The organism is Kluyvera georgiana, from assembly GCF_050990895.1.
Taxonomy (GTDB): domain Bacteria; phylum Pseudomonadota; class Gammaproteobacteria; order Enterobacterales; family Enterobacteriaceae; genus Kluyvera; species Kluyvera georgiana.
On sequence record NZ_CP158865.1, the window covers coordinates 14688 to 35545 of the forward strand.

The 20858-nt window shown below is 54.9% G+C and carries 18 protein-coding genes; 11 read left to right on the forward strand and 7 right to left on the reverse strand.

All coding sequences use genetic code 11. The features are described 5' to 3' along the window. The first annotated feature begins 136 nt into the window (after window positions 1-136). Entirely contained in the window at window positions 137-1798 is a 1662-nt protein-coding gene (locus tag ABTW00_RS00075) for a putative transporter (RefSeq protein WP_433637969.1), read from the forward strand. Here ABTW00_RS00075 and ABTW00_RS00080 read toward each other — a convergent pair. Beyond that, window positions 1755-2504, reverse strand: a complete 750-nt coding sequence (locus tag ABTW00_RS00080) for a GntR family transcriptional regulator (RefSeq protein ID WP_433637971.1) — start codon at window positions 2502-2504, stop codon at window positions 1755-1757. The two genes, ABTW00_RS00075 and ABTW00_RS00080, sit on opposite strands and share 44 nt — an antisense overlap. A 298-nt stretch (window positions 2505-2802) precedes the next feature. Here ABTW00_RS00080 and ABTW00_RS00085 point away from each other — a divergent pair, with 298 nt between their 5' ends. The 9 genes from ABTW00_RS00085 to ABTW00_RS00125 all read left to right on the forward strand — a co-directional run bounded on the left by ABTW00_RS00085 (window position 2803) and on the right by ABTW00_RS00125 (window position 11829). Next, entirely contained in the window at window positions 2803-4404 is a 1602-nt protein-coding gene (locus ABTW00_RS00085) for an alpha-glucoside-specific PTS transporter subunit IIBC (RefSeq protein WP_433637974.1), read from the forward strand. Further along, entirely contained in the window at window positions 4401-5723 is a 1323-nt protein-coding gene (locus tag ABTW00_RS00090; protein ID WP_433637977.1) for a 6-phospho-alpha-glucosidase, read from the forward strand. Before ABTW00_RS00085 ends, ABTW00_RS00090 begins: the two co-directional genes overlap by 4 nt. Window positions 5724-5989: 266 nt before the next feature. Then, the gene (locus ABTW00_RS00095) at window positions 5990-6337 is read left to right on the forward strand and encodes a YidH family protein (RefSeq protein ID WP_065357362.1); all 348 of its coding nucleotides are present in this window, start codon (window positions 5990-5992) and stop codon (window positions 6335-6337) included. Continuing rightward, window positions 6327-6689 carry a DUF202 domain-containing protein gene (locus ABTW00_RS00100; protein WP_065357363.1) on the forward strand — a complete coding sequence of 121 codons (363 nt, stop codon included), beginning with the start codon at window positions 6327-6329 and terminating at the stop codon, window positions 6687-6689. The genes ABTW00_RS00095 and ABTW00_RS00100 overlap by 11 nt, the downstream gene beginning before the upstream one ends. A 14-nt stretch (window positions 6690-6703) precedes the next feature. Further along, the gene (locus tag ABTW00_RS00105) at window positions 6704-7621 is read left to right on the forward strand and encodes an anaerobic sulfatase maturase (RefSeq protein WP_433637981.1); all 918 of its coding nucleotides are present in this window, start codon (window positions 6704-6706) and stop codon (window positions 7619-7621) included. A gap of 108 nt (window positions 7622-7729) precedes the next feature. Further along, complete coding sequence (locus ABTW00_RS00110) at window positions 7730-8542, forward strand: helix-turn-helix domain-containing protein (RefSeq protein WP_065357365.1); 813 nt, start codon at window positions 7730-7732, stop codon at window positions 8540-8542. A 245-nt stretch (window positions 8543-8787) separates the two neighbouring features. Beyond that, entirely contained in the window at window positions 8788-9102 is a 315-nt protein-coding gene (locus ABTW00_RS00115; protein ID WP_064540751.1) for a PTS sugar transporter subunit IIB, read from the forward strand. A gap of 11 nt (window positions 9103-9113) precedes the next feature. Beyond that, a complete protein-coding gene (locus ABTW00_RS00120) occupies window positions 9114-10502 on the forward strand; it encodes a glycoside hydrolase family 1 protein (RefSeq protein ID WP_433637985.1) in 1389 nt (462 codons plus the stop codon). Window position 10503: 1 nt separating this feature from the next. Next, a complete protein-coding gene (locus ABTW00_RS00125; RefSeq protein WP_065357367.1) occupies window positions 10504-11829 on the forward strand; it encodes a PTS sugar transporter subunit IIC in 1326 nt (441 codons plus the stop codon). A 46-nt stretch (window positions 11830-11875) separates the two neighbouring features. Here ABTW00_RS00125 and ABTW00_RS00130 read toward each other — a convergent pair whose 3' ends face one another. The 4 genes from ABTW00_RS00130 to dsdX all read right to left on the reverse strand — a co-directional run bounded on the left by ABTW00_RS00130 (window position 11876) and on the right by dsdX (window position 17308). Beyond that, window positions 11876-13171 carry a BNR repeat-containing protein gene (locus tag ABTW00_RS00130; protein ID WP_433637987.1) on the reverse strand — a complete coding sequence of 432 codons (1296 nt, stop codon included), beginning with the start codon at window positions 13169-13171 and terminating at the stop codon, window positions 11876-11878. Beyond that, window positions 13171-14442 carry an MFS transporter gene (locus ABTW00_RS00135; RefSeq protein WP_065357369.1) on the reverse strand — a complete coding sequence of 424 codons (1272 nt, stop codon included), beginning with the start codon at window positions 14440-14442 and terminating at the stop codon, window positions 13171-13173. Before ABTW00_RS00135 ends, ABTW00_RS00130 begins: the two co-directional genes overlap by 1 nt. A 200-nt stretch (window positions 14443-14642) precedes the next feature. Further along, entirely contained in the window at window positions 14643-15965 is a 1323-nt protein-coding gene (gene dsdA, locus ABTW00_RS00140) for a D-serine ammonia-lyase (protein WP_271447501.1), read from the reverse strand. A 17-nt stretch (window positions 15966-15982) separates the two neighbouring features. Beyond that, window positions 15983-17308, reverse strand: coding sequence for a D-serine transporter DsdX (gene dsdX, locus ABTW00_RS00145; RefSeq protein WP_433637990.1), 1326 nt, complete (start codon window positions 17306-17308; stop codon window positions 15983-15985). Window positions 17309-17537: 229 nt separating this feature from the next. On the opposite strand from dsdX, the gene dsdC reads away from it, so the two are divergent. Then, on the forward strand, window positions 17538-18464 hold the full coding sequence (dsdC, locus tag ABTW00_RS00150; protein ID WP_065357390.1) for a DNA-binding transcriptional regulator DsdC: 927 nt from the start codon (window positions 17538-17540) through the stop codon (window positions 18462-18464). Window positions 18465-18561: 97 nt separating this feature from the next. On the opposite strand, the gene emrD is transcribed toward dsdC, so the two are convergent. After that, complete coding sequence (gene emrD, locus ABTW00_RS00155) at window positions 18562-19746, reverse strand: multidrug efflux MFS transporter EmrD (RefSeq protein ID WP_433637992.1); 1185 nt, start codon at window positions 19744-19746, stop codon at window positions 18562-18564. A 175-nt stretch (window positions 19747-19921) separates the two neighbouring features. After that, window positions 19922-20755: a DMT family transporter gene (locus ABTW00_RS00160; protein ID WP_064540769.1), complete on the reverse strand. Its 834-nt coding sequence runs from the start codon at window positions 20753-20755 to the stop codon at window positions 19922-19924. Window positions 20756-20858: the final 103 nt, after the last annotated feature.

The window sequence follows — 20858 nt, forward strand, 5'->3', positions numbered from 1 at the left end:
AATCGCTGCTAAGGGAAAAGCGGTGCCAGAATAGCGCGCCCTATTTGGCTGAGTAATGTGCGCCGCACTACATACAACCCCCCACAACTCAGACATAATCCATAGTGTTATTAATGTTATTCACAGGGAACATACTATGAGTGATATAGCATTGACGGTCAGCGTACTGGCTCTGGTGGCGGTGGTCGGGCTGTGGATTGGTAATATCAAAATTCGCGGCATCGGTTTTGGTATTGGCGGCGTGCTGTTTGGTGGGATTATCGTCGGCCACTTTGTCGATCAGGCGGGGATTACCCTGAGCAGCCCGATGCTGCATTTCATTCAGGAATTTGGTCTGATCCTGTTCGTCTACACTATCGGTATTCAGGTGGGCCCTGGCTTTTTTGCCTCTCTGCGTGTCTCCGGCCTGCGGCTGAATCTCTTCGCTATTCTGATTGTCATCCTCGGCGGCCTGGTCACTACCCTGCTGCATAAAATCTTCGCTATTCCGCTTCCCGTGGTGCTGGGCATTTTCTCCGGCGCGGTCACCAATACCCCCGCGTTGGGTGCCGGGCAGCAAATACTGCGCGATCTCGGCGAGCCGTTTAGCGTGGTCGATCAAATGGGGATGAGCTATGCCATGGCCTACCCGTTTGGCATCTGCGGTATCTTGCTGACCATGTGGCTGGTGCGTCTGTTCTTTCGTATTAACGTAGAAAAAGAGGCGCAGCAGTTTGATGAACAGGCCGGTTCCGGTCATTCGCACCTCAAAACCATCAATATTCGTGTCGAAAATACGAACCTGAATCGCATGGCGATTCAGGATATACCGGTCATCAACAGAGATAACATCATCTGTTCGCGGCTGAAACGGGGTGAAACGCTGATGGTGCCGTCGCCGACAACCCTGATTGAAACCGGAGACCTGCTGCACCTGGTGGGGGAAGCGGCGGATCTGCATAACGCGCAGCTGGTGATCGGTAAAGAGGTGGAGACCTCGCTGTCGACGCGTGGGACCGACCTGAAAGTGGAAAGGGTTGTTGTTACCAACGAGAAGGTTTTAGGCAAGAAAATCCGCGATCTGCACTATAAACAGCGCTATGACGTCGTGATCTCACGCCTGAACCGTGCTGGGGTGGAGCTGGTGGCCAGCAGCAATGCCAGCCTGCAGTTTGGTGATATCCTCAATCTGGTCGGCCGCCCTGCGGCGATTGACGCGGTAGCGTCAGAGCTGGGTAACGCGCAGCAGAAATTGCAGCAGGTGCAGATGCTGCCGGTGTTTATCGGCATCGGACTCGGCGTACTGCTTGGCTCTGTACCGCTGTTTATTCCCGGTTTCCCGGTGGCATTGAAGCTGGGGCTAGCGGGCGGGCCGCTGATTATGGCGCTGATCCTCGGGCGTATCGGCAGCATCGGCAAGCTCTACTGGTTTATGCCGCCGAGCGCTAACCTGGCGCTGCGCGAACTGGGGATTGTGCTGTTCCTCTCGGTGGTGGGGCTGAAGTCCGGCGGCGATTTTGTTGCTACGCTGATTCACGGCGAAGGGCTAAGCTGGATTGGCTACGGCATTTTCATCACCGGTATCCCGCTGCTGACGGTCGGTATTCTGGCGCGAATTTTTGCCAAAATGAACTACCTGACCCTGTGCGGCATGCTGGCTGGTTCCATGACGGACCCTCCGGCACTAGCCTTTGCCAACAACCTGCACGCGACCAGCGGCGCGGCCGCGCTCTCCTACGCCACGGTGTATCCGCTGGTGATGTTCCTGCGCATTATCACGCCTCAGCTGCTGGCGGTATTGTTCTGGGGGATGGGTTAACGGCCTGCACGCGACGCAGGTGGTAATCCACCTGATACTCACTGGCGTTGCGGAACATCACGGAATAGTTAAGAAACTCGCCGCTGTCGCTGTAGGAAAGGGAGGTGATACGGAGCAGCGGCGTCTGTTCCGGGACATTTAAGCACTGCGCCAGCTGCTTATCGGCCAGCACGGGCGCCAGGCTCTCATAGTTGCCGCTGATGGTGATCCCGCAATCTTTCTCAATATAATCAAACTTCGAGCCTTCCAGATGCACCAGCGACAGGTTGCGGAACAATTTCACCGGCATATAGCTGTCCTCCAGCATCAGCGGTTTACCCTCCACGCAGCGCACCCGGCGTGAGAAATAGATCCGTTCGTTAATCTGAATTCTTAGCTGGCTGGCAATCGCTGGCGGTGCGGGCATCATCTCAAAAATCAAAACATTGCTGGCTACCTCTTTCCCTTGTTGGCGCAGAATCTCCGCCAGGCCGGCGAGATTAGCGATTTCATGGTAAATATCTTTATGCGCCACATAGGTTCCGCTGCCGTGCCGTCTGATGACCAGGCCCCATTCAATAAGCAAGTCGATGGCTTTTCGGATGGTCATACGCGCGACGCCGAACTCTTCCGCCAGCTTTTTCTCTCCCGGCAACGGGCTGCCAATATTGAATTCTGACGAGTTAAGCCGTAAACGCAATCTGTCGGCAATGGATTTATAGATCATAACCAGGCCTCTTATCGTCTCTGGAACGAAATTAATAAACCACAGTTTCTTATTTAAAAATAATTCATTACAGACCATTAGGCTGTAACAACCTCAAAATAAAAAATAGCGCGATTGAAGATGTCTATTAATTATCAAAAAAGTAGACAACATTGCTTCAATTAAAACCATGAAAGCGATCACGAATCACAACCCGGCTGAATGTTGTCAGGAGGGGGGAATTCTTATTCTCGTAGCAGGCCGAAGATGAACATAACAAGGCCACTTACCCTACGAGTTGTTAAATGAGGATTGCTCAATGCTCAGTCAAATACAACGCTTTGGCGGCGCCATGTTTACCCCGGTATTGCTGTTTCCTTTTGCCGGGATCGTGGTGGGTATCGCCATCATGCTACGCAACCCAATGTTTGTCGGCGAAGCGCTCACTGCCCCTGATAATTTATTTGCCCAGATTGTTTATGTTATTGAAGAAGGCGGCTGGACGGTCTTTCGTAATATGCCCCTGATTTTTGCCGTCGGCCTGCCAATTGGCCTGGCAAAACAGGCCCAGGGGCGCGCTTGTCTGGCGGTGCTGGTGAGTTTTCTGGCGTGGAACTACTTTATTAACGCCATGGGAATAACCTGGGGCCACTTCTTCGGCGTCGATTTCTCCATCGATCCGACTGCGGGCAGCGGCCTGACAATGATTGCCGGGATTAAAACACTCGATACCAGCATTATTGGTGGTATTGTTATTTCTGGCATTGTCACTGCATTGCATAATCGTTATTTCGACAAACAGATGCCGGTTTTCCTCGGGATATTTCAGGGATCCTCTTTTGTTGTCATGGTTGCCTTCCTGGCGATGATTCCCTGTGCCTGGCTCACGCTGCTCTGTTGGCCAAAGGTACAGATGGGTATTGAATCGCTGCAAACTTTTTTACGCACCGCCGGATCGTTGGGCGTATGGGTTTATACCTTCCTTGAGCGTATTTTGATCCCCACGGGCCTGCATCACTTTGTTTATGGCCCCTTCACATTTGGGCCTGCAGCAGTAGAAAGCGGCATTCAGATTTATTGGGCAAATCATCTGCTGGAATTCAGTCAGACGACCACGCCGTTAAAGACATTATTCCCTGAGGGTGGTTTCGGTTTGTTTGGGAATTCGAAAATGTTTGGTACGCCGGGTATTGCCCTTGCGCTTTATTACACTGCCGCGCCAGAAAATCGTAAAAAAATCGCCGGGCTACTTACCCCTGCGGTATTAACAGCCGTACTGGTTGGCGTGACCGAACCGCTCGAATTCACCTTCCTGTTCATCTCACCCATGCTATTCGCCGTTCATGCGGTACTGGCGGCCACGATGGCGACGGTGATGTACATGTGCGGCGTGGTGGGAAATATGGGGGGGGGCCTGATTGATAGCGTGCTTCCGCAGAACTGGATTCCAATGTTCCACAATCATGCATCAATGATTTTCACACAGGTGGGGATTGGATTGTGCTTCACCGTGATTTACTTCGTGGTATTTCGCGAGCTGATCCTGCGTTTCAACCTGAAGACGCCTGGCCGTGAGGACAGTGAGGTCAAGCTCTATACCAAAGCCGATTATAAGACCGCACATGCCCGGACGACGCAGTTTGATCAGGCTGAGGGATATCTGCGGGCGCTTGGCGGCCCCGCCAATATTGTGAACCTCAACAACTGCGCGACACGGCTTCGTATCACACTCGCCGATATGGCAAATACGCAAGGCGACGAGGTGTTTAAAGCGCTGGGCGCGCATGGCGTCGTACGCCATGGCAACGCGATTCAGGTCATTGTTGGCCTGCATGTCCCGCAAATTCGTGACCAGATTGAAATGTTGATGAAAGACGCATCAGCGATCGAAAAACCTACCATGACGGAGGCAGTATCATGAAGAAGTTCTCAGTTGTAATCGCAGGTGGCGGCAGTACCTTCACCCCTGGTATTGTTTTAATGTTGCTGGCAAACCAGCAGCGGTTTCCACTGCGATCGCTGAAATTTTACGACAACGACGGTGCGCGCCAGGAGACGATCGCTGAAGCGTGCAAAATTGTCCTCAAGGAACAGGCGCCGGATATCGAATTCAGCTACACCACGGACCCGGAAACGGCCTTTACCGATGTCGATTTTGTGATGGCGCATATTCGCGTGGGTAAATACCCGATGCGTGAAAAAGACGAAAAAATTCCGCTGCGCCACGGCGTGCTGGGCCAGGAAACCTGTGGGCCGGGCGGGATTGCTTACGGCATGCGCTCGATTGGCGGCGTGCTGGAGCTGGTCGATTATATGGAAAAATATTCGCCGAACGCCTGGATGCTGAACTACTCCAACCCGGCGGCGATTGTGGCGGAAGCGACGAACCGTCTGCGTCCGAACGCTAAAATCCTCAATATCTGCGATATGCCTATCGGTATTGAAGGGCGAATGGCGCAGATTGTCGGCCTTCAGGATCGTAAACAGATGCGCGTTCGCTACTATGGCCTGAATCACTTTGGCTGGTGGACATCGATTGAGGATTTAGAAGGCAATGATTTGATGCCCAAATTACGTGAACATGTCGCTAAATACGGCTATGTTCCGCCATCAAACGATCCACACACTGAAGCCAGCTGGAACGATACCTTTGCGAAGGCAAAAGATGTGCAGGCGCTGGATCCGGACACCATGCCGAATACCTACCTGAAATACTATCTGTTCCCGGACTACGTGGTCGCGCATTCAAACCCGGAGCGTACCCGCGCCAACGAGGTGATGGATCACCGTGAGAAGAACGTGTTCAGCGCCTGCCGCGCGATTATCGCTGCCGGCAGCTCCTCCGCGGGCGATTTAGAGATTGATGAGCACGCTTCTTACATCGTCGATCTGGCAACGGCCATTGCCTTCAACACCCAGGAACGGATGCTGCTGATTGTCCCTAACAACGGCGCGATTCATAACTTTGACGCCGATGCGATGGTAGAAATCCCCTGCCTGGTGGGCCACAACGGACCAGAGCCATTGACGGTAGGCGATATTCCGCACTTCCAGAAAGGGTTGATGAGCCAGCAGGTGATGGTGGAAAAACTGGTGGTGGATGCCTGGGAGCAGCGCTCATACCAGAAGTTGTGGCAGGCGATAACGTTGTCGAAAACCGTACCGAGCGCCTCGGTGGCGAAGGCCATCCTTGATGATTTAATTGAAGCCAACAAAGGGTATTGGCCGGAACTGCACTAACCCTACCTGGCCAGCGTCTTCCCGGCGCTGGCTTCTTTTTTCTCTCCTGGTTCAATGCGATAGCCACATTAAAGCGAAAACGCCTTATCAAAGCGTCATCATCCAAACGATGCAGTATTCCGCTCGTTGCGATGGAGGGGGATGTTGAGACGCAAGCGTATTGATTATGGGCGTATTATCAGCATATTAATGGAAAACTCAGCGGCGCAGTGGCACCAATTGCGTTAAGGTTATGCCGCTGACTATTGCGATCACAAGGAACCGTCATGAAAATTTCCCGCCTCGGAGAAGCGCCCGACTACCGCTTTTCGCTGGCTAACGAACGCACCTTTCTCGCCTGGATCCGCACCTCGCTGGGGTTTCTTGCTGCGGGCGTTGGGCTTGACCAGCTGGCGCCAGACTTCGCAACGCCGGCCATTCGTGAGGCGCTGGCCTTGATGCTGTGCCTGTTTGCCGGTGGCCTGGCGATTTACGGTTATTTGCGCTGGCTGCGCAATGAAAAGGCGATGCGCTTGAAGGAAGATTTGCCCTATACCCGCAGTTTGCTGGTGATCAGCATGATGCTGGTCTTCGTGGCGGCAGTCGTCATGTTGCTGGTGCTGTATGCCGGATAGCCGTAAAGCCCGCCGTCAGGCGGACCCGGGGCTACAGCCAGAACGCACCTCGCTGGCCTGGTTTCGCACGCTGTTGGGCTATGGCGCGCTGATGGCGCTGGCCCTGAAGCACAACTGGCATCAGGCCGGTATGCTGTTCTGGATTTCAATCGTCGTGCTGGCAATCGTCGCGCTTATCCTCTGGCAGTACACCCGTAACCGCAACATCATGGATGTCACACAGAACGATTTTGCGCAGCCGCGGGTGGTGCGTGACAAATTTTTGATCTCCCTCGCGGTGTTATCACTCGCAATATTGTTTGCTGTTACCCATATTCGCCAACTTATTATTTTTATCAGGGATTTTACATGACAGGATGTCAGGTAATGGCCACAGCGGCCTGCTCTCGCAGTAACCTCAACGGCCAACGGGTGATGGATGACTCCACGCTGGCGTGTTTTATTCATCAACATATCGCCGCACAGGCTGGGCAAGAGATAACGTTCATCTGGCAGAGCGACGAGTCTACGCAATACGGGCTGGCCTATTTCCAGCGCGTGCTGGTGCTGCAAAAGCAGCACGCTGAAGGCAGGAAAATCCATAATGTATTTCAGACTAATGGATACCTGCCTGACGATGAGACGTGTTGCTTCTTTCATGAGAACGGCTGGCGGGTGGATTTGTTACTTGATGTACCTCTCGATCTTCCTGGCGAAAAAACAGCGCATCATCAGGCGATGCAGGCCATTGAGACATTGGCAAAACATGGCGTTGAGTTGCATGTGTTGGCGCAGGTAAACTACCTGAACAGCCTGCAGCCACAACGTTTCTACCGCTACTTACGCAGCCTTGGAACGCCGTACTTGCAGTTTATCCCTGTGGTCGAGTGCGACGAGAACGGCAAGCTTAGTGCCACATCAGTCACCGCCGAAGCGTGGGGCATATTTTTGACCAGCGTATTCGACTATTGGGTACGTGAAGATATTGGCCGGATCTGTGTTCAACTGTTTGAATCTACGCTTGGCATCTGGCGCGGTTATCCATCGAAAATGTGTGAGTTTAGCGCAACCTGCGGCCAGCAAATGCAACGCGAGTTAACGGCGTCGTGTCGGCAGTGTTCAGCGCTGCGTTTCTGCCATGGCGACTGTCCCAAACATCGTATTGCTGACGGAAAAAGCGTGCTTTGCGCGGGCTATCATCGTTTCTTTAACCATAGCGCACCGCATATGAAGGCCATGCGCGACTTGCTTAAACAACGACGCTCGCCGATGGAATTAATGGCGATGTTAAATCAGGGCCGATAAGCTTTCTCTGTTTGCCAACTGCCGTTGCAGGGTGGCAAACAGCTCAAGGTACCTTCCGTTCATTCTGGTATCACTATCACTCTGAGTGAAAATCCGCCAGGAGTGTCTATGTCGCTTGTGCTACCCCGTGATACCCATTTTCGCCATCCGCAGGAGAGCGTGGTCTTTCATTTCTGGCATCCGGAGAAAAGCATCAGCCACGAGCATAGCCATGAGTACTGCGAACTGTTTCTGGTGGGCAGCGGTAGTGGGATTCATGTCATCAATGAAAAACCCTACCTGCTGAGCAGCGGCACGCTGTGTTACCTCAATCGCCAGGACTATCACCTGTTCGAAGAGATGAAGGATTTGCAGCAGGTAAACCTGCTTTATCTGGGGCGCGACAGCTTCAACTTTATCAAGCATATCGATTATCTGCTGCCGCAGGAGGGGGAAAGCAACGTCTGGCAGCTGGACATCGGCATTATGCAGCGCGTATTTGAGCGTCTGGCGAGCCATAAGGCAGAGGAGTTTAGCGACCCAATATTGGCAGAAAGTCACAAGGAGATGATTTTTCTCGAAGTGTTGCACACGCTGAACCTCTGGCGCTATAAAACGCAAGATTTTCACTCCAGCGCAGATCGCATCAGCCAGGTGCTGATTCATCTGAACGGTCAATGGCAGCAGCCGCTCGATCTGGACGCGTTGTGCCAGACGTTTAGTCTCTCGCGGCGCACCTTACAGCGCGGTTTCAGCGACTATACCGGTGTTTCACCACAGCAGTATCTCGCCCGCCTGCGGCTGCTGCAATCACGCTATCAGCTACGTTTTACCAGTGACTCGGTGAACGAGATTGCTGCGCGTTGTGGATTCGGCGACGTGAGCTACTTTTCTCGTGCCTTTCGCCGTCAGTTTGGTGTTTCGCCGAATCAGTGCCGCTAGCTGACCAGAGTGGGAGGTAACGCATAAAAACGAATAAAAATAACACTAAGGGAAATAAAAGTAACATTCCTATCCTGATGTTTATAAGAGGTAAATTATCTTTTCTCTCATTTGAAACAACAAAAGTACCAGCGATATAAATCGGTTTTGTGCCTGCCTTCACTTGCCGCCCCCTGGCCGACTACGCAGAATATATTTGGCCGCATTTTTGCGGAATACCACGCATATAACGCCAGGGGAAAATGATGAAAAAGATCTTTTTATGCTGCGCTGCGGGCATGTCGACCAGTATGTTAGTTGAAAGAATGAAACAATCTGCCGCCAGCCGCGATATTGATGTGGACATTACCGCCGTCCCGGTTTCTGAATTCGAGCAGATTATTGAGGACGCCGACGTTATTTTGTTAGGCCCGCAGGTGAAATTCCAGCTTCAGCGTTTATCTGCCGTCGCCGAGCCGCAAGGGGTGCCGGTGGCCGCCATTGATATGATGCAATATGGCTCGATGCAGGGCGATAAAGTTCTGGATCATGCGCTGTCTTTATTAGCCAAAGCACAATAAGGACAGCGATTATGGAATATCGTTTTCCTGATAATTTCTGGTGGGGGACGGCGACCAGCGCGACCCAGTCTGAAGGCCGTATTCCCGGCGACGGCAAAGGCGATAATATCTGGGATTATGCTTCACACCACTTTAATGAGCGTTTTTTTCAGGGCGTCACGGCGGATGATACCTCGACGTTTTATCAGCATTATCGGGAAGACATTCAACGTGCCAAAGACATTGGCCTGAACTCATTTCGCACCTCTATTTCCTGGTCACGTCTGATTCCCGATGGTGACGGTGAGGTGAATCCGCAGGCGGTCGTCTTTTATAACGCGGTGATTGATGAATTACACGCGCAAGGCATTGAACCTTTTATTAATCTCTATCACTTCGATATGCCGATGGCGCTGCAGGAAAAGGGCGGCTTTGAAAATCGTGAAGTGATTGACGCCTTTGCTCGCTATGCGCGTATTTGCTATCAACTGTTCGGCGACCGCGTGCGTTATTGGTTCACCTTCAATGAGCCGTTAATTCCGGCGGAAGCCGGGTATTTACACCCTCGCCATTATCCTTATGTTACCGATTTCCGCCGCGCGGCCCAGGTGCTGCACCACATTGTGCTGGCGCACTGCAAAGCGGTGGCGGCGTGGCGCGAGCTGGGCCTGGCCGGGCAGATTGGCATTATTATGGACGTTATTCCGGTCTATCCGCGCAGCGACTCACCGGAGGATTTGCAGGCCGCGGCGATGGCCGATCTCTTTTATACCCGCAGCATCAACGAGCCTATTTTACTGGGGCGCTATCCGGAAGAGCTGGTGGCTATTTTGCGCGAACATGACCAGCTGCCGGAATATTTGGCGGAAGATTGTACGTTGATTGCCAATACGCGTATCGATCTGCTGGGCATTAACTACTACCGTCCACGCCGTGTAAAAGCGCGTGAAACGCCGCTGGCAGAACCGCACGGTTTTGTTCCGGAACGTTTCTTCGAAGAATACATCATGCCGGGACGCAGGATGAATACCTCGCGCGGTATTGAGATTTACCCTGCAGCGCTTTATGACATCGCCATGGTGGTGAAAGAACGCTACGGCAATTTACCGTGGTTCGTTTCTGAAAATGGCATTGGCATTCAGGACGAAGAGCAATTTATGGTGAACGGCCAGGTCCAGGACGATTACCGCATTGCATTCCTGAAAGAACATCTGGGATATCTCCATCAGGCGATGGCCGACGGCAGCAATTGCCTGGGCTACCACATGTGGACGTTTATTGACTGCTGGTCGTGGCAAAACGCCTATAAAAATCGCTACGGATTCTACCGTCTTGATTTAGCGACCCAGCAGCGGTCGCTGAAAAAGTCCGGGCAGTGGTTCTCCACGGTGATTGCCAATAACGGTTTCCAGGAGGAGTAACATGTCTTTCTTTGAACGGCTGGCCGAAAAAATGTTGCCGGTAGCCAATGCCATTGGCAACCAGCGCCATATGCAGGCGATTCGAAACGGCTTAATCTCTATTTTACCGCTGACGATTGTCGGGTCATTTTTCGTTATTCTGCTCAATATTCCGATTAAAGGATACATGGATTTTATTGCGCCATGGCGCGATATTCTTGATGTCCCTTTCCGCTTTACCGTCGGCCTGATGTCGCTGTACGCCGCGTTTACCATCGGTTCGTTTTTGGGGAAAAGCTATAAACTCAACGACGTGACCAGCGGGCTGCTGGCGATGCTCGCCACGCTGCTGATGATTGTTCCGGTGAATATTAAAGAGGGCGTCACCGTGGCCGGTGAGGCGATATCCGGACGCTATATTCCCGTGGCCTCGCTCAGCTCGCAGGGGCTATTTGGGGCGATCATTTCCTCACTGATTGCCATTGAAATCTATCGCTTTATTAAAGTCCGCAATATTGAAATCAAGATGCCGGCAGGCGTCCCTCCGGTGGTTGCCAGCTCCTTCTCGGCGCTGTTCCCGACGCTGGCGGTGGTGCTGATTTTCTGGGTACCGCGACACTTCCTGAATATCGATATTAACGCCATCATCAGCTACATCATCATGCCGCTGAAGGGCTTTATGACCGGTACTAACCTGTTCGGCGGTATCGTCACGCAGTTCTTTATCGACCTGTTCTGGGTGTTTGGGATTCACGGACACGCGGTGATGGGGCCGCTGATTCGCCCGCTGTGGGACCAGGCGATCGTGCAGAATATGGAGCTGTTCCAGGCCGGGACCAGCGCTTACGATCTGCCGAATATCTTCACCGAGCAGTTCTTCCAGTGGTACGCGCAGATGGGCGGTACCGGCTCCACGTTGGCGCTGGTGGTATTGTTTATACGATCGAAAGTTATCTATCTGAAATCACTTGGGAAGCTGTCGTTTATTCCCGGCCTGTTCAACATCAATGAGCCGATGATTTTCGGCGCGCCGATCGTCATGAACCCGATTCTGGCGGTGCCGTTTATCCTGGCGCCGATGGTTAATACGGTGGTGGTGTATCTCTTTACCATCAGCGGGCTGATCCCACGCATGATGGTCAAACCGCCGTTTACTATTCCGGCCCCGCTGGGGGCGTTGATCACCACCAACTGGAACCTGATTGCCTGCGGTCTGGTGTTTATCTGCTTCTTTATCTCGCTGGCGATCTACTACCCGTTCTTCAAGGTGTATGAGAAGAAAATGCTGGAAACGCAGCAGGCTCAGCAGGAAGAAGAGGAGAAGGCGAAGCAGCTGGCGAACGCCTGATGCGGAAAGTCAGCGCGCCAGCCTCTGTCCCGGCTGGCGCGCTTTTTTAGTGCCGCACTTCTATCACCTCCAGCAGCGTGGATCCGGTTTTCGCCTCGTGCGGCACGTCGCGGAAAATAGGCAGCGCTTCCCAGCGCAACCAATAGCGGTTTTGTGGGCTGTAATCGCTGTTCTGCGCCGCCACCAGTTGTACTTCCGCCTGTGGCGCAACGTTCTGTCGGGGTTGCCATTGATCGGCTGGCAGCGGCGGCGTGAGAGGGCGAGTTTCCACAACGGTAAGCGTCCGGTCATCAATAATCCACACGCCGCTTCCGGCCCACGTCGAGGTCCATTCCACTGCCATTTTCCCGCCGCCAATCGCCCGCGGCGCGCTGAGAGTCACGTCGGGCGGGATAGATCCGCCGCCGTTGAAGTCCCAGCGAAAATCCCACTGACTTATCTGCGCTTTTTGCCAGTTGCCTTTGCCATCCGGGCGCGCCAGATACGCTTGCGATAGCCCCCGATCATCATAACGATGGTAAATTAACACCGGGCGGGCATCGTTATCGAAACCCACCTCCTGCACCATGTTGATTAACCCGCCGCCGATCCCGGCGTTATCGACAATTTCACCCTGGTGGCGAGCAATCGGCAGCGCGAGCGGCGTACCGTCTGATTTCTCCCAGCGTTGCAGATCACGGCTGCGCACGTAGGAGAGATTATTGTTGGTTTCGCAGTGCGGCGTTTCGCGCCACATCCACACCATATGCCAGTAGCCGTCCGGCCCCAGCAGCGGCTGGCGGGCGTAGCCGTTGCGCGCCCCTTCACCGTTCAGCAGAGGTGTTTCTAACAGGCGTGACCATTGCTGGCGTTCGGTGTCGAAAATATTGTACAGATCGTCGCCGTTGCCGCTGCAGCCGTCGCGGTAGCGGAATATCAACCGCCCCTGCACGTCCTTAAAGAATACCGGGTAGGTGGCGCGTGCTTCCCGCTCGCCGGTCATCGCCGGAACGCACTCCAGCGTAGTGATGTCCAGCGGCCGGCGGCTGCGGAAGTAAATTAACGGATCGACGTGCATATTGCCGGAAAGATGCAGGTATCCGGCGCTATCGACGGCCATCGTCAGGTAATTGTGGGAATCGAAATCCGTTATATGGGCGTAACGTTCACGCTCGGGTAACCAGAAACCTTGCGGCTGAAACGTCTGCCACGGGCCATCGGGCAGACGACGTTGGCCGACGGTGATGCGGTGGGCCGCGTCATACCACGCGGCAAACTGGTGGTTTTCGTGGTTCATCAGGCAATAGAGTACGGTGAAATCTGCGCAGGCGTGGGCCACGGGCGCAACAACGATATCAGTCATCAGACGGTCTCCGGACGAGCAATAAAGGATTTTTTACGACGTAAGAAAAAGGCGGCCAGCACCAGTGCGCCAATCGGATGCAGCGTCGCACCGGCGTAAATCGGCATCGAGTAGCCAAAGTGGTCGATGATAGAACCGACAAAGCCGTTAAAGATAATCGAGGTGACGCCGCCCAATGCGCTCATCACGCCGATGGCGGTGGCAATCGCCACGCGCGGGGCCAGACCGCCCATCATGATGGTCGCCATGCTGAGCCAGGCGGTGCACATGAAATTAATCACCGTCATGATGGCGACGGCGGCCCAGGCATTGCTGATGGACGGCAGCAGGAACACCAGCGGCGCAAGACAGGTTACCGACCAGATGATGGTTAAACGGGCGCGGGTGGCGTCCATACCGCGCGCGACGAGACGGTCTGAAGCCCAGCACACCGCCAGCACGCCGAACACGGCCACCAGCGGCGGCAGCCACATCAACTTGCCCACTTCCGCCAGCGTCAGGCCAATTTTCTCCTGCATAAAACCCACCTGCCAGTACTGGTAGAAAAACCAGAACGGGTCGGTCAGCAGGCGCGCGATCAGCAGCGCCCAGATAGGCTTTGAGGTGAGCACCATTTTGTAGCGTTCAACCAGCGGTACGCCAGCGGCAGTATCCTGCACCACATCTTCCGCCGCCGGCGGCGTTTTGCGGCTGGAGATAAACCACAGAACGCCGACCACCACGCCCGCCATCGCCGGAATAAAAAACGCCCAGCGCCAGCCGGTGGACAGCGTCACCCACGCCACGAATGGCGGGGCGATAATTAGCCCCAGCGACTGAATGATATTGGTTAACTGGAAGGCAAACGCACGCTGCTCGGCGCGAAACCAGGTGAAAACCGCCAGCGTCAGCGCGGGCACAATCCCGGATTCCGCCAGCCCCAGTAAAATGCGGCCTGTAATGAGGCCGGTCATGGAGTGGGAAAGGCCGGTAATCAGCGTGGCGAGCGACATTAACACCATCAGCGCGCACAGCACGTAGCGGCTGCCGAAGCGGTCAACGATGCCGCCGACGAAGAAATACATGAAGGTGTAGGGGATCATAAAGGCGCTGATCAGCACCGAATAATCGCTGTTATCCAGCCCCAGCTCCTGCATCAGCGTGGTTTTGAGAATGGAAACAATTTGTCGGTCGAGCGAAAAGAAAAACAGTACGCAGCCGAGAAGCAAAAGCAGCACCCAGATGAGCAGGGTGAAGCCGCCCCGGCCGACAGATTTATCAGCCTGTTGCATTGTGTTCTCCGGTTTATCGTAGGGTTACGAGATAAACCGGAGTATATCGACGCCGTTTTAATGCCGGGGACGCAGAAGAATGGAGTGTGACGCGCGGCAATACGCTTTGACCTGAGATGCCACAATGGCGGGATAAGTGGCACGATTGTGATAAAGCAGCATCGCGCAACGGCGGCGATGCTGCTAGGGGTCAGCGTGGCTTAGCGCCCTTTCGCCAGGTACTGCGCCATTTCGACTTCCGGTACCATGCCGCCGCCGGTTGCCCATACCAGATGGGTAGCGTGATTGAGCTGGTCGGCGCTGAAGCCGTGCATCTGCTGATAGTCAGCAGAGGCGCAAACGTGTTGCGGACCGGCCATCCCCGCCAGCGCCGAAGGTTCAAGGCGAATCCCTTCTTCCTGCGCCAGCCAGCCCAGCATGTCGTACATCGTTTGATCGTCCAGGGTGTACAGACCGTCGAGCAAACGTTCCATCGCCCGGCCGACAAACCCCGAAGCGCGGCCCACCGCCAGCCCATCCGCCGCCGTCAGGTTGTCGATGCCAATGTCCTGCACGGAAATGGTATCGTGCAGCCCGGTATAAATCCCCAACAGCATGCAGGGTGAATGGGTCGGCTCGGCGAAGAAGCAGTGCACGTTATCGCCAAACGCCAGCTTCAGACCAAACGCCACCCCGCCAGGACCGCCGCCGACGCCGCACGGCAGGTACACAAATAGCGGATGGTCCGAATCCACCACACGACCCTGCTGCGCGAACTGCGCCTTCAGACGCTGACCGGCCACCGCGTAACCTAAAAACAGCGTGCGGGAGTTTTCATCATCAATAAAGAAGCAGTTCGGATCGGACTGTGCCGCTTTACGGCCCTGCTCAACCGCTACGCCGTAATCTTCTTCGTACTCCACAACCGTTACGCCGTGGCTGCGTAGTTTGGCTTTTTTCCATGCGCGCGCGTCGGCAGACATATGTACCGTCACCTTAAAGCCGATGCGGGCGCTCATGATGCCGATAGACATCCCGAGGTTGCCGGTAGAGCCTACCGCGATGCTGTACTGGCTGAAAAACTGTTTAAATTCAGGTGAAAGCAGAATGCTGTAATCATCTTCTGTCGTCAGCAGACCGGCTTCCAGCGCCAGTTTTTCCGCGTGGGTCAGGACCTCATAAATGCCGCCGCGCGCTTTAATTGAGCCGGAAATCGGCAGGTGGCTGTCTTTCTTCAGCAACAATTCGCCGCAGATGTGCTGTCCGAATGCTTTTTCCAGGCGTTTTTGCATCAATGGGATTGCAGCCAGCTCAGACTCAATAATGCCGCCGGTGGCTGCGGTTTCCGGGAAGGCCTGTGCCAGGTACGGCGCGAAGCGCTTCAGCCGGGCATGGGCATCCTGAACATCGTGCTCGGTCAGGCCAACATAGGGTAAACCTTCCGCAAGAGAGGTGGTGCCAGGGTTAAACCAGGTCGTCTCCTTGAGAGCGACCAGGTCTTCCACTAAAGGATGCTGGGCGATAAGTGTTTGAATGTTTTCCATAGTCAGTCTCTTTGCGCTTAGATAATAAAGGAAAGCAGGAATGTGCACGCCAGTGCAATAACCGAGGCGATAAATGTCGCGGTTGTATAGTATTTGAACGTCTCATTCAGGGTGGCGCCGCAGTACTGCTTCACCAGCCAGAAGAGGGAATCGGTCACGATCGTGCAGCCAATAGCGCCGGAACCGATGGCAATGGCGATGATCTCCGGGCTAACGTTAGGGTAGAGCGGCAGCATCGGCGCTACGATAGCCGTCGCGCCCATCATCGCCACCGTGGCGGAACCCACCGCGGCATGCAGAATTAACGCCACCAGAATCGGGTGCATATGCATGTTCGAGAGGAGCTGCGCAAGGATGTCCGCCAGCCCGCTGCTCTTGAGGATAGCGTTGAACGCGCCGCCTGCGCCGATAATCAGCAAAATGTTGGCAATCGAACCAAACCCGTTTTCAGTGTGGGTCAGCAGCGCGCCCATGCCGATGTGCTGACGCAGGCCGAGAATGTAGTAGGCCACGAAGACGGCAATAAACATCGCGGTGATCGGGTTACCAATAAACTCCAGCAGCGTATACACCGTGCTGCCTTTCGCCATGTTCAGCTCAGCAACGGTTTTGACCAGCATCAGGCCAATGGGTAACAGGACGGTAAACAGTGTAGCGCTCAGCGACGGCAGCGTACTTTCGTCACGAACTTTCAGGTCGGAAAATTCAGCCGGCACCGGTTTAAACGGCAGTCGGTTGCCGAGGAATTTCAGGTACAGCGGCCCGCCGATAAGCGAAGCCATGAGGCCCACCAGTAAACCGTAGACAATCACCGTGCCAATGTCTGCGCCCAGCTTATTCGCCACGAACAGGGCGGCCGGATGCGGCGGCACTACGCAGTGCACCGCCATCAGCGCCGTACAGAGCGGGATTGCCAGCTTCAGCAGTGAGGTATTGGTCTTTTTGGCAATCGAAAAAGCCAACGGAATCAACAGCACCACGCCGACTTCAACAAACAGCGTGATCCCGCAAATCAGCCCGACCAGCACCATGATGACATCAGCGGAAAGCCAGCGGCAGCGCTGTAGCGTCAGCCCAATGCGTTCTGCCGCGCCGGACACTTCCATCATTTTGCCCAGAATGGTTCCCAGGCCGATAACCGCGGCGAGGAAGCCCAGCGTACCGCCGATGCCGCTCTCAATGGCATTGACCATATCCAGCGGCCCCATACCCATCATCGTACCCACGAAGAAGCTGGCCAGCAGCAGCGCCAGAAACGGGTGGAATTTGAACTTCACGATGGTCAAAACGATTAACACGATGCTTATCAGCAGCGTGCTCACAACCCAGATTTGAGAGTGCATAACTCACCTTGCCCTGTGATTAACCTGGGGTTATTGGACAAAAATAAGGCAGGGTCTGACAAACGATATAAATCTCCACTCACATGAGCCAGATTGAATCAAGCGAGTGATTTACGTCTAATTACTCCGTAATTTTGCGACATGATTCACTCTGTGTCACCTATGTGCTGATTTTCAGCGCGGTTTTTTTTACACTCTGGCGAAGAGAATCAGGATGAAAGAGGTGAGTATGGATCCCCTGCGCGAGGTCAGAAATCGGCTGCTGAACGGCTGGCAGCTGTCGAAGCTGTATACCTTTGAAGTGGCGGCCCGGCATCAGTCGTTTGCGCTGGCGGCAGATGAGCTGTCATTAAGCCCCAGCGCCGTCAGTCATCGAATTAATCAGCTGGAAGAGGAGTTAGGCATTCAGCTGTTTGTCCGCTCGCACCGCAAAGTGGAACTCACCCACGAAGGCAAACGGGTTTTCTGGGCCCTGAAATCGTCGCTGGATACGCTCAACCAGGAGATTCTTGATATCAAGAATCAGGAGCTCTCGGGGACGCTCACCGTCTACTCGCGGCCCTCTATAGCTCAGTGCTGGCTGGTTCCGGCGCTCGGCGACTTTACCCGCCGCTACCCGTCCATTTCACTGACCATCCTGACCGGGAACGACAACGTCAATTTACAGCGTGCCGGGGTCGATCTGGCGCTCTATTTTGACGATGCGCCGTCCGCGCAGCTTACGCATCATTTCCTGATGGATGAAGAGATTTTGCCGGTCTGCAGTCCGGACTATGCCTCTCGTTATGGCCTCACAGGCTCGCTGGTGAATTTGCCGCACTGTACGTTGCTGCACGACAGGCAGGCGTGGAGCAACGACTCCGGGACCGATGAATGGCACAGCTGGGCGCAGCATTTTGCGGTGAATTTGCCGACATCGTCGGGCATTGGCTTCGATCGTTCTGATTTAGCGGTGATTGCGGCAATGAACCACATCGGCGTGGCGATGGGCCGCAAAAGGCTGGTGCAAAAACGCCTCGACAGCGGAGAGCTGGTCGCGCCGTTTGGCGATCTGGCGCTGAAATGCCATCAGCATTACTACATCACCACGCTGCCCGGCAGGCAGTGGCCGAAAATCGAGGCGTTTATTGGCTGGCTTCAGGAGCAGGTTAAATAGGCGTTTTATGCCGGGTGGCGGCTCCGCCTTACCCGGCATACTCATGCCCAATGTAGGCCTGATAAGCGAAGCGCCATCAGGCAACGGTCAGACGCGATTACACCGCCTGGCCCTGATGCGCAAAGCGTGACGCCAGCCGCAGCCAGCAGAGGAAAATCAGCAGCCCCATCAGCGTCATCAGCAGGCCGATGCTGCTCTGCCCGGTTTGCGGCATCATCGCCGACAGCCAGGCCAGCACGCCAGAGCCGATGTTTTGCAGCCCGCCCACCAGCGCCCCGGCGGTACCGGCGAGGAACGGGAACGGCTCCATCGCGCCGCTGGTGGCCAGCGGGAACAGCATACCTGCGCCGAAGAAGAACAGCGCCGCGGGGACCAGCAGCGTCCAGATATTCATCACGCCAAACAGGCCTGGGATCCACATCATCAGCCCGGCTAACAGGCAGCTCACTACCGACTGCCACATGAGCGTCGGGAAGCGTTTTTTTGGCCGCCCGGCAAACCAGGCGCCAAAGAATGCCGCCGGAATCGGCAGAATAAACAGGATGCTGACCGTCATGCTGCTGAGGCCCAACACGCCGCCCATCAGCACGCCCGAGCTCGCTTCAAACACCGCAATTCCGGCCAGACCGCCAATCAGCATGAGCAGGTAGCAGTTAAAGCCGCTGTTGCCGAACAGCGTTTTATAGCTGCTGATAAGCCGGGTTTTGGGCGCGCCACTCGGACGCGTCTCCGGCATCCAGCGCGCCATACTGAAGGTGACGCCCGCACACAGCACCAGCAGGAAACCGTAGCAGGCCCGCCAGTTAATCAGTGTTTCCAGCACGCCGCCAATCAGCGGTGCCAGCAGGGGGCTTACCAGAATACCCATGTTTAACAGGCTGTTGGCGTGGCGAAGCTGGCTGCCTTCATACAGATCGCGCGGCAGCGTCCGCGCCATCACGCCGCCGACGCCGGTGCCCATTCCCTGTAAGGCGCTGGCGGCAATCAGTACCGTCAGGCTGTGGGTGGTGATGGCAACCAGCGTCGCCAGCATAAAAATCGACATTCCCGCGAGGATCACAGGACGACGTCCCACGCGGTCGGACAATGGGCCGTAAAACAGCTGGGAAACGCCGTAAGTCAGCAGGTACGCCGCCATCACGCTCTGCACAGCCCCTTCACGCACGTTGAGGTCGCTCGCCATCTGGGCGATAGCGGGAATATAAATGGTCTGCGCCATTTGGCCGACAGCCACCAGCAACACCAGCATCACCAGGATGTTGACGTTTCTATCTCTTTTCATTTCGCTGATTACTTTATGGAATTTAGGTTTGTAAGAATAAACATCCAGGCTATGCGCCAAATCGGAGAGGAATCTACCACACTGCGGTGGCGATTTAATCATGTGTCATGTAAATGAAATGTGTGACGCAGGCAGGATTTATACACGTCGATCGGCAACAATAGTTGCCAGTTTTTCAGGATAGCCGCAGCACTATCGCCCCGGCGGCAATGCCGCAGGCGGCGACCAGGCGAATGCCCGCCACCCGTTCTTTCAGCAACAGCCAGGCGATCAGCGCGCCAAACAAAATTGAGGTTTCGCGCAGCGCGGCGACGACCGCCAGCGGCGCCTGAGTCATGGCCCACAGCGCCAGCCCGTACGAACCCATGGTGCCCATTCCGCCGAGCATACCCTTTTTCCAGTTCTGCGCCAGATATCTCGACGCCTCGCGACGGCGGGCAAGCATCGCCCAGCAGAGCAGGCTGGCGCCGTTAAGGAAAAAGGACCATAGCGTATAGCCCAGCGCCGTGTCGGAGAGACGGACGCCGGTGCCGTCAATCAGCGTATATCCGGCAATAATCCAGGCGTTCAGCAGTGCTAACACCACGCCTCGCTGCGAACCGCCGCGGCCATTAAGCGCCATCCCTAATATTGCCGTACAAATCACCGCAATGCCGCACCAGGCCAGCATAGAAAGACGATCGCCCAGAAACAGCACGCTGATGATGGCGACCAGCAGCGGCGCGGTGCCACGCATCAGTGGGTAGGTTTGGCTCATATCGGAAATTTGATAGGTTTTCGCCACCAGCACGGTGTAGATCACCTGTAAAACCGTCGAAGCGATCATAAACGGTACGCTGGCCGCCGATGGCGCAGGCGCAAAGGGAATGAGTACCAGTGCTATCAATGCGGCGGAGCCGGTGACGCCGATCGCCGAATAGAGTTTATCGTTTCCCGCCTTGACGATGGCGTTCCAGCTCGCGTGCAGCAGCGCGGCAAACAGCAAAATGCAGAAAACAGAAAGCGTCATGATCATGCGTGGTGTAGGGAGAATTCACCAAAACGTAACACAACCCTCTGGCGGAAAACAGGGCCAGAAATAGGGGAGAATCGGGACAGTTCAGAGGATTTCC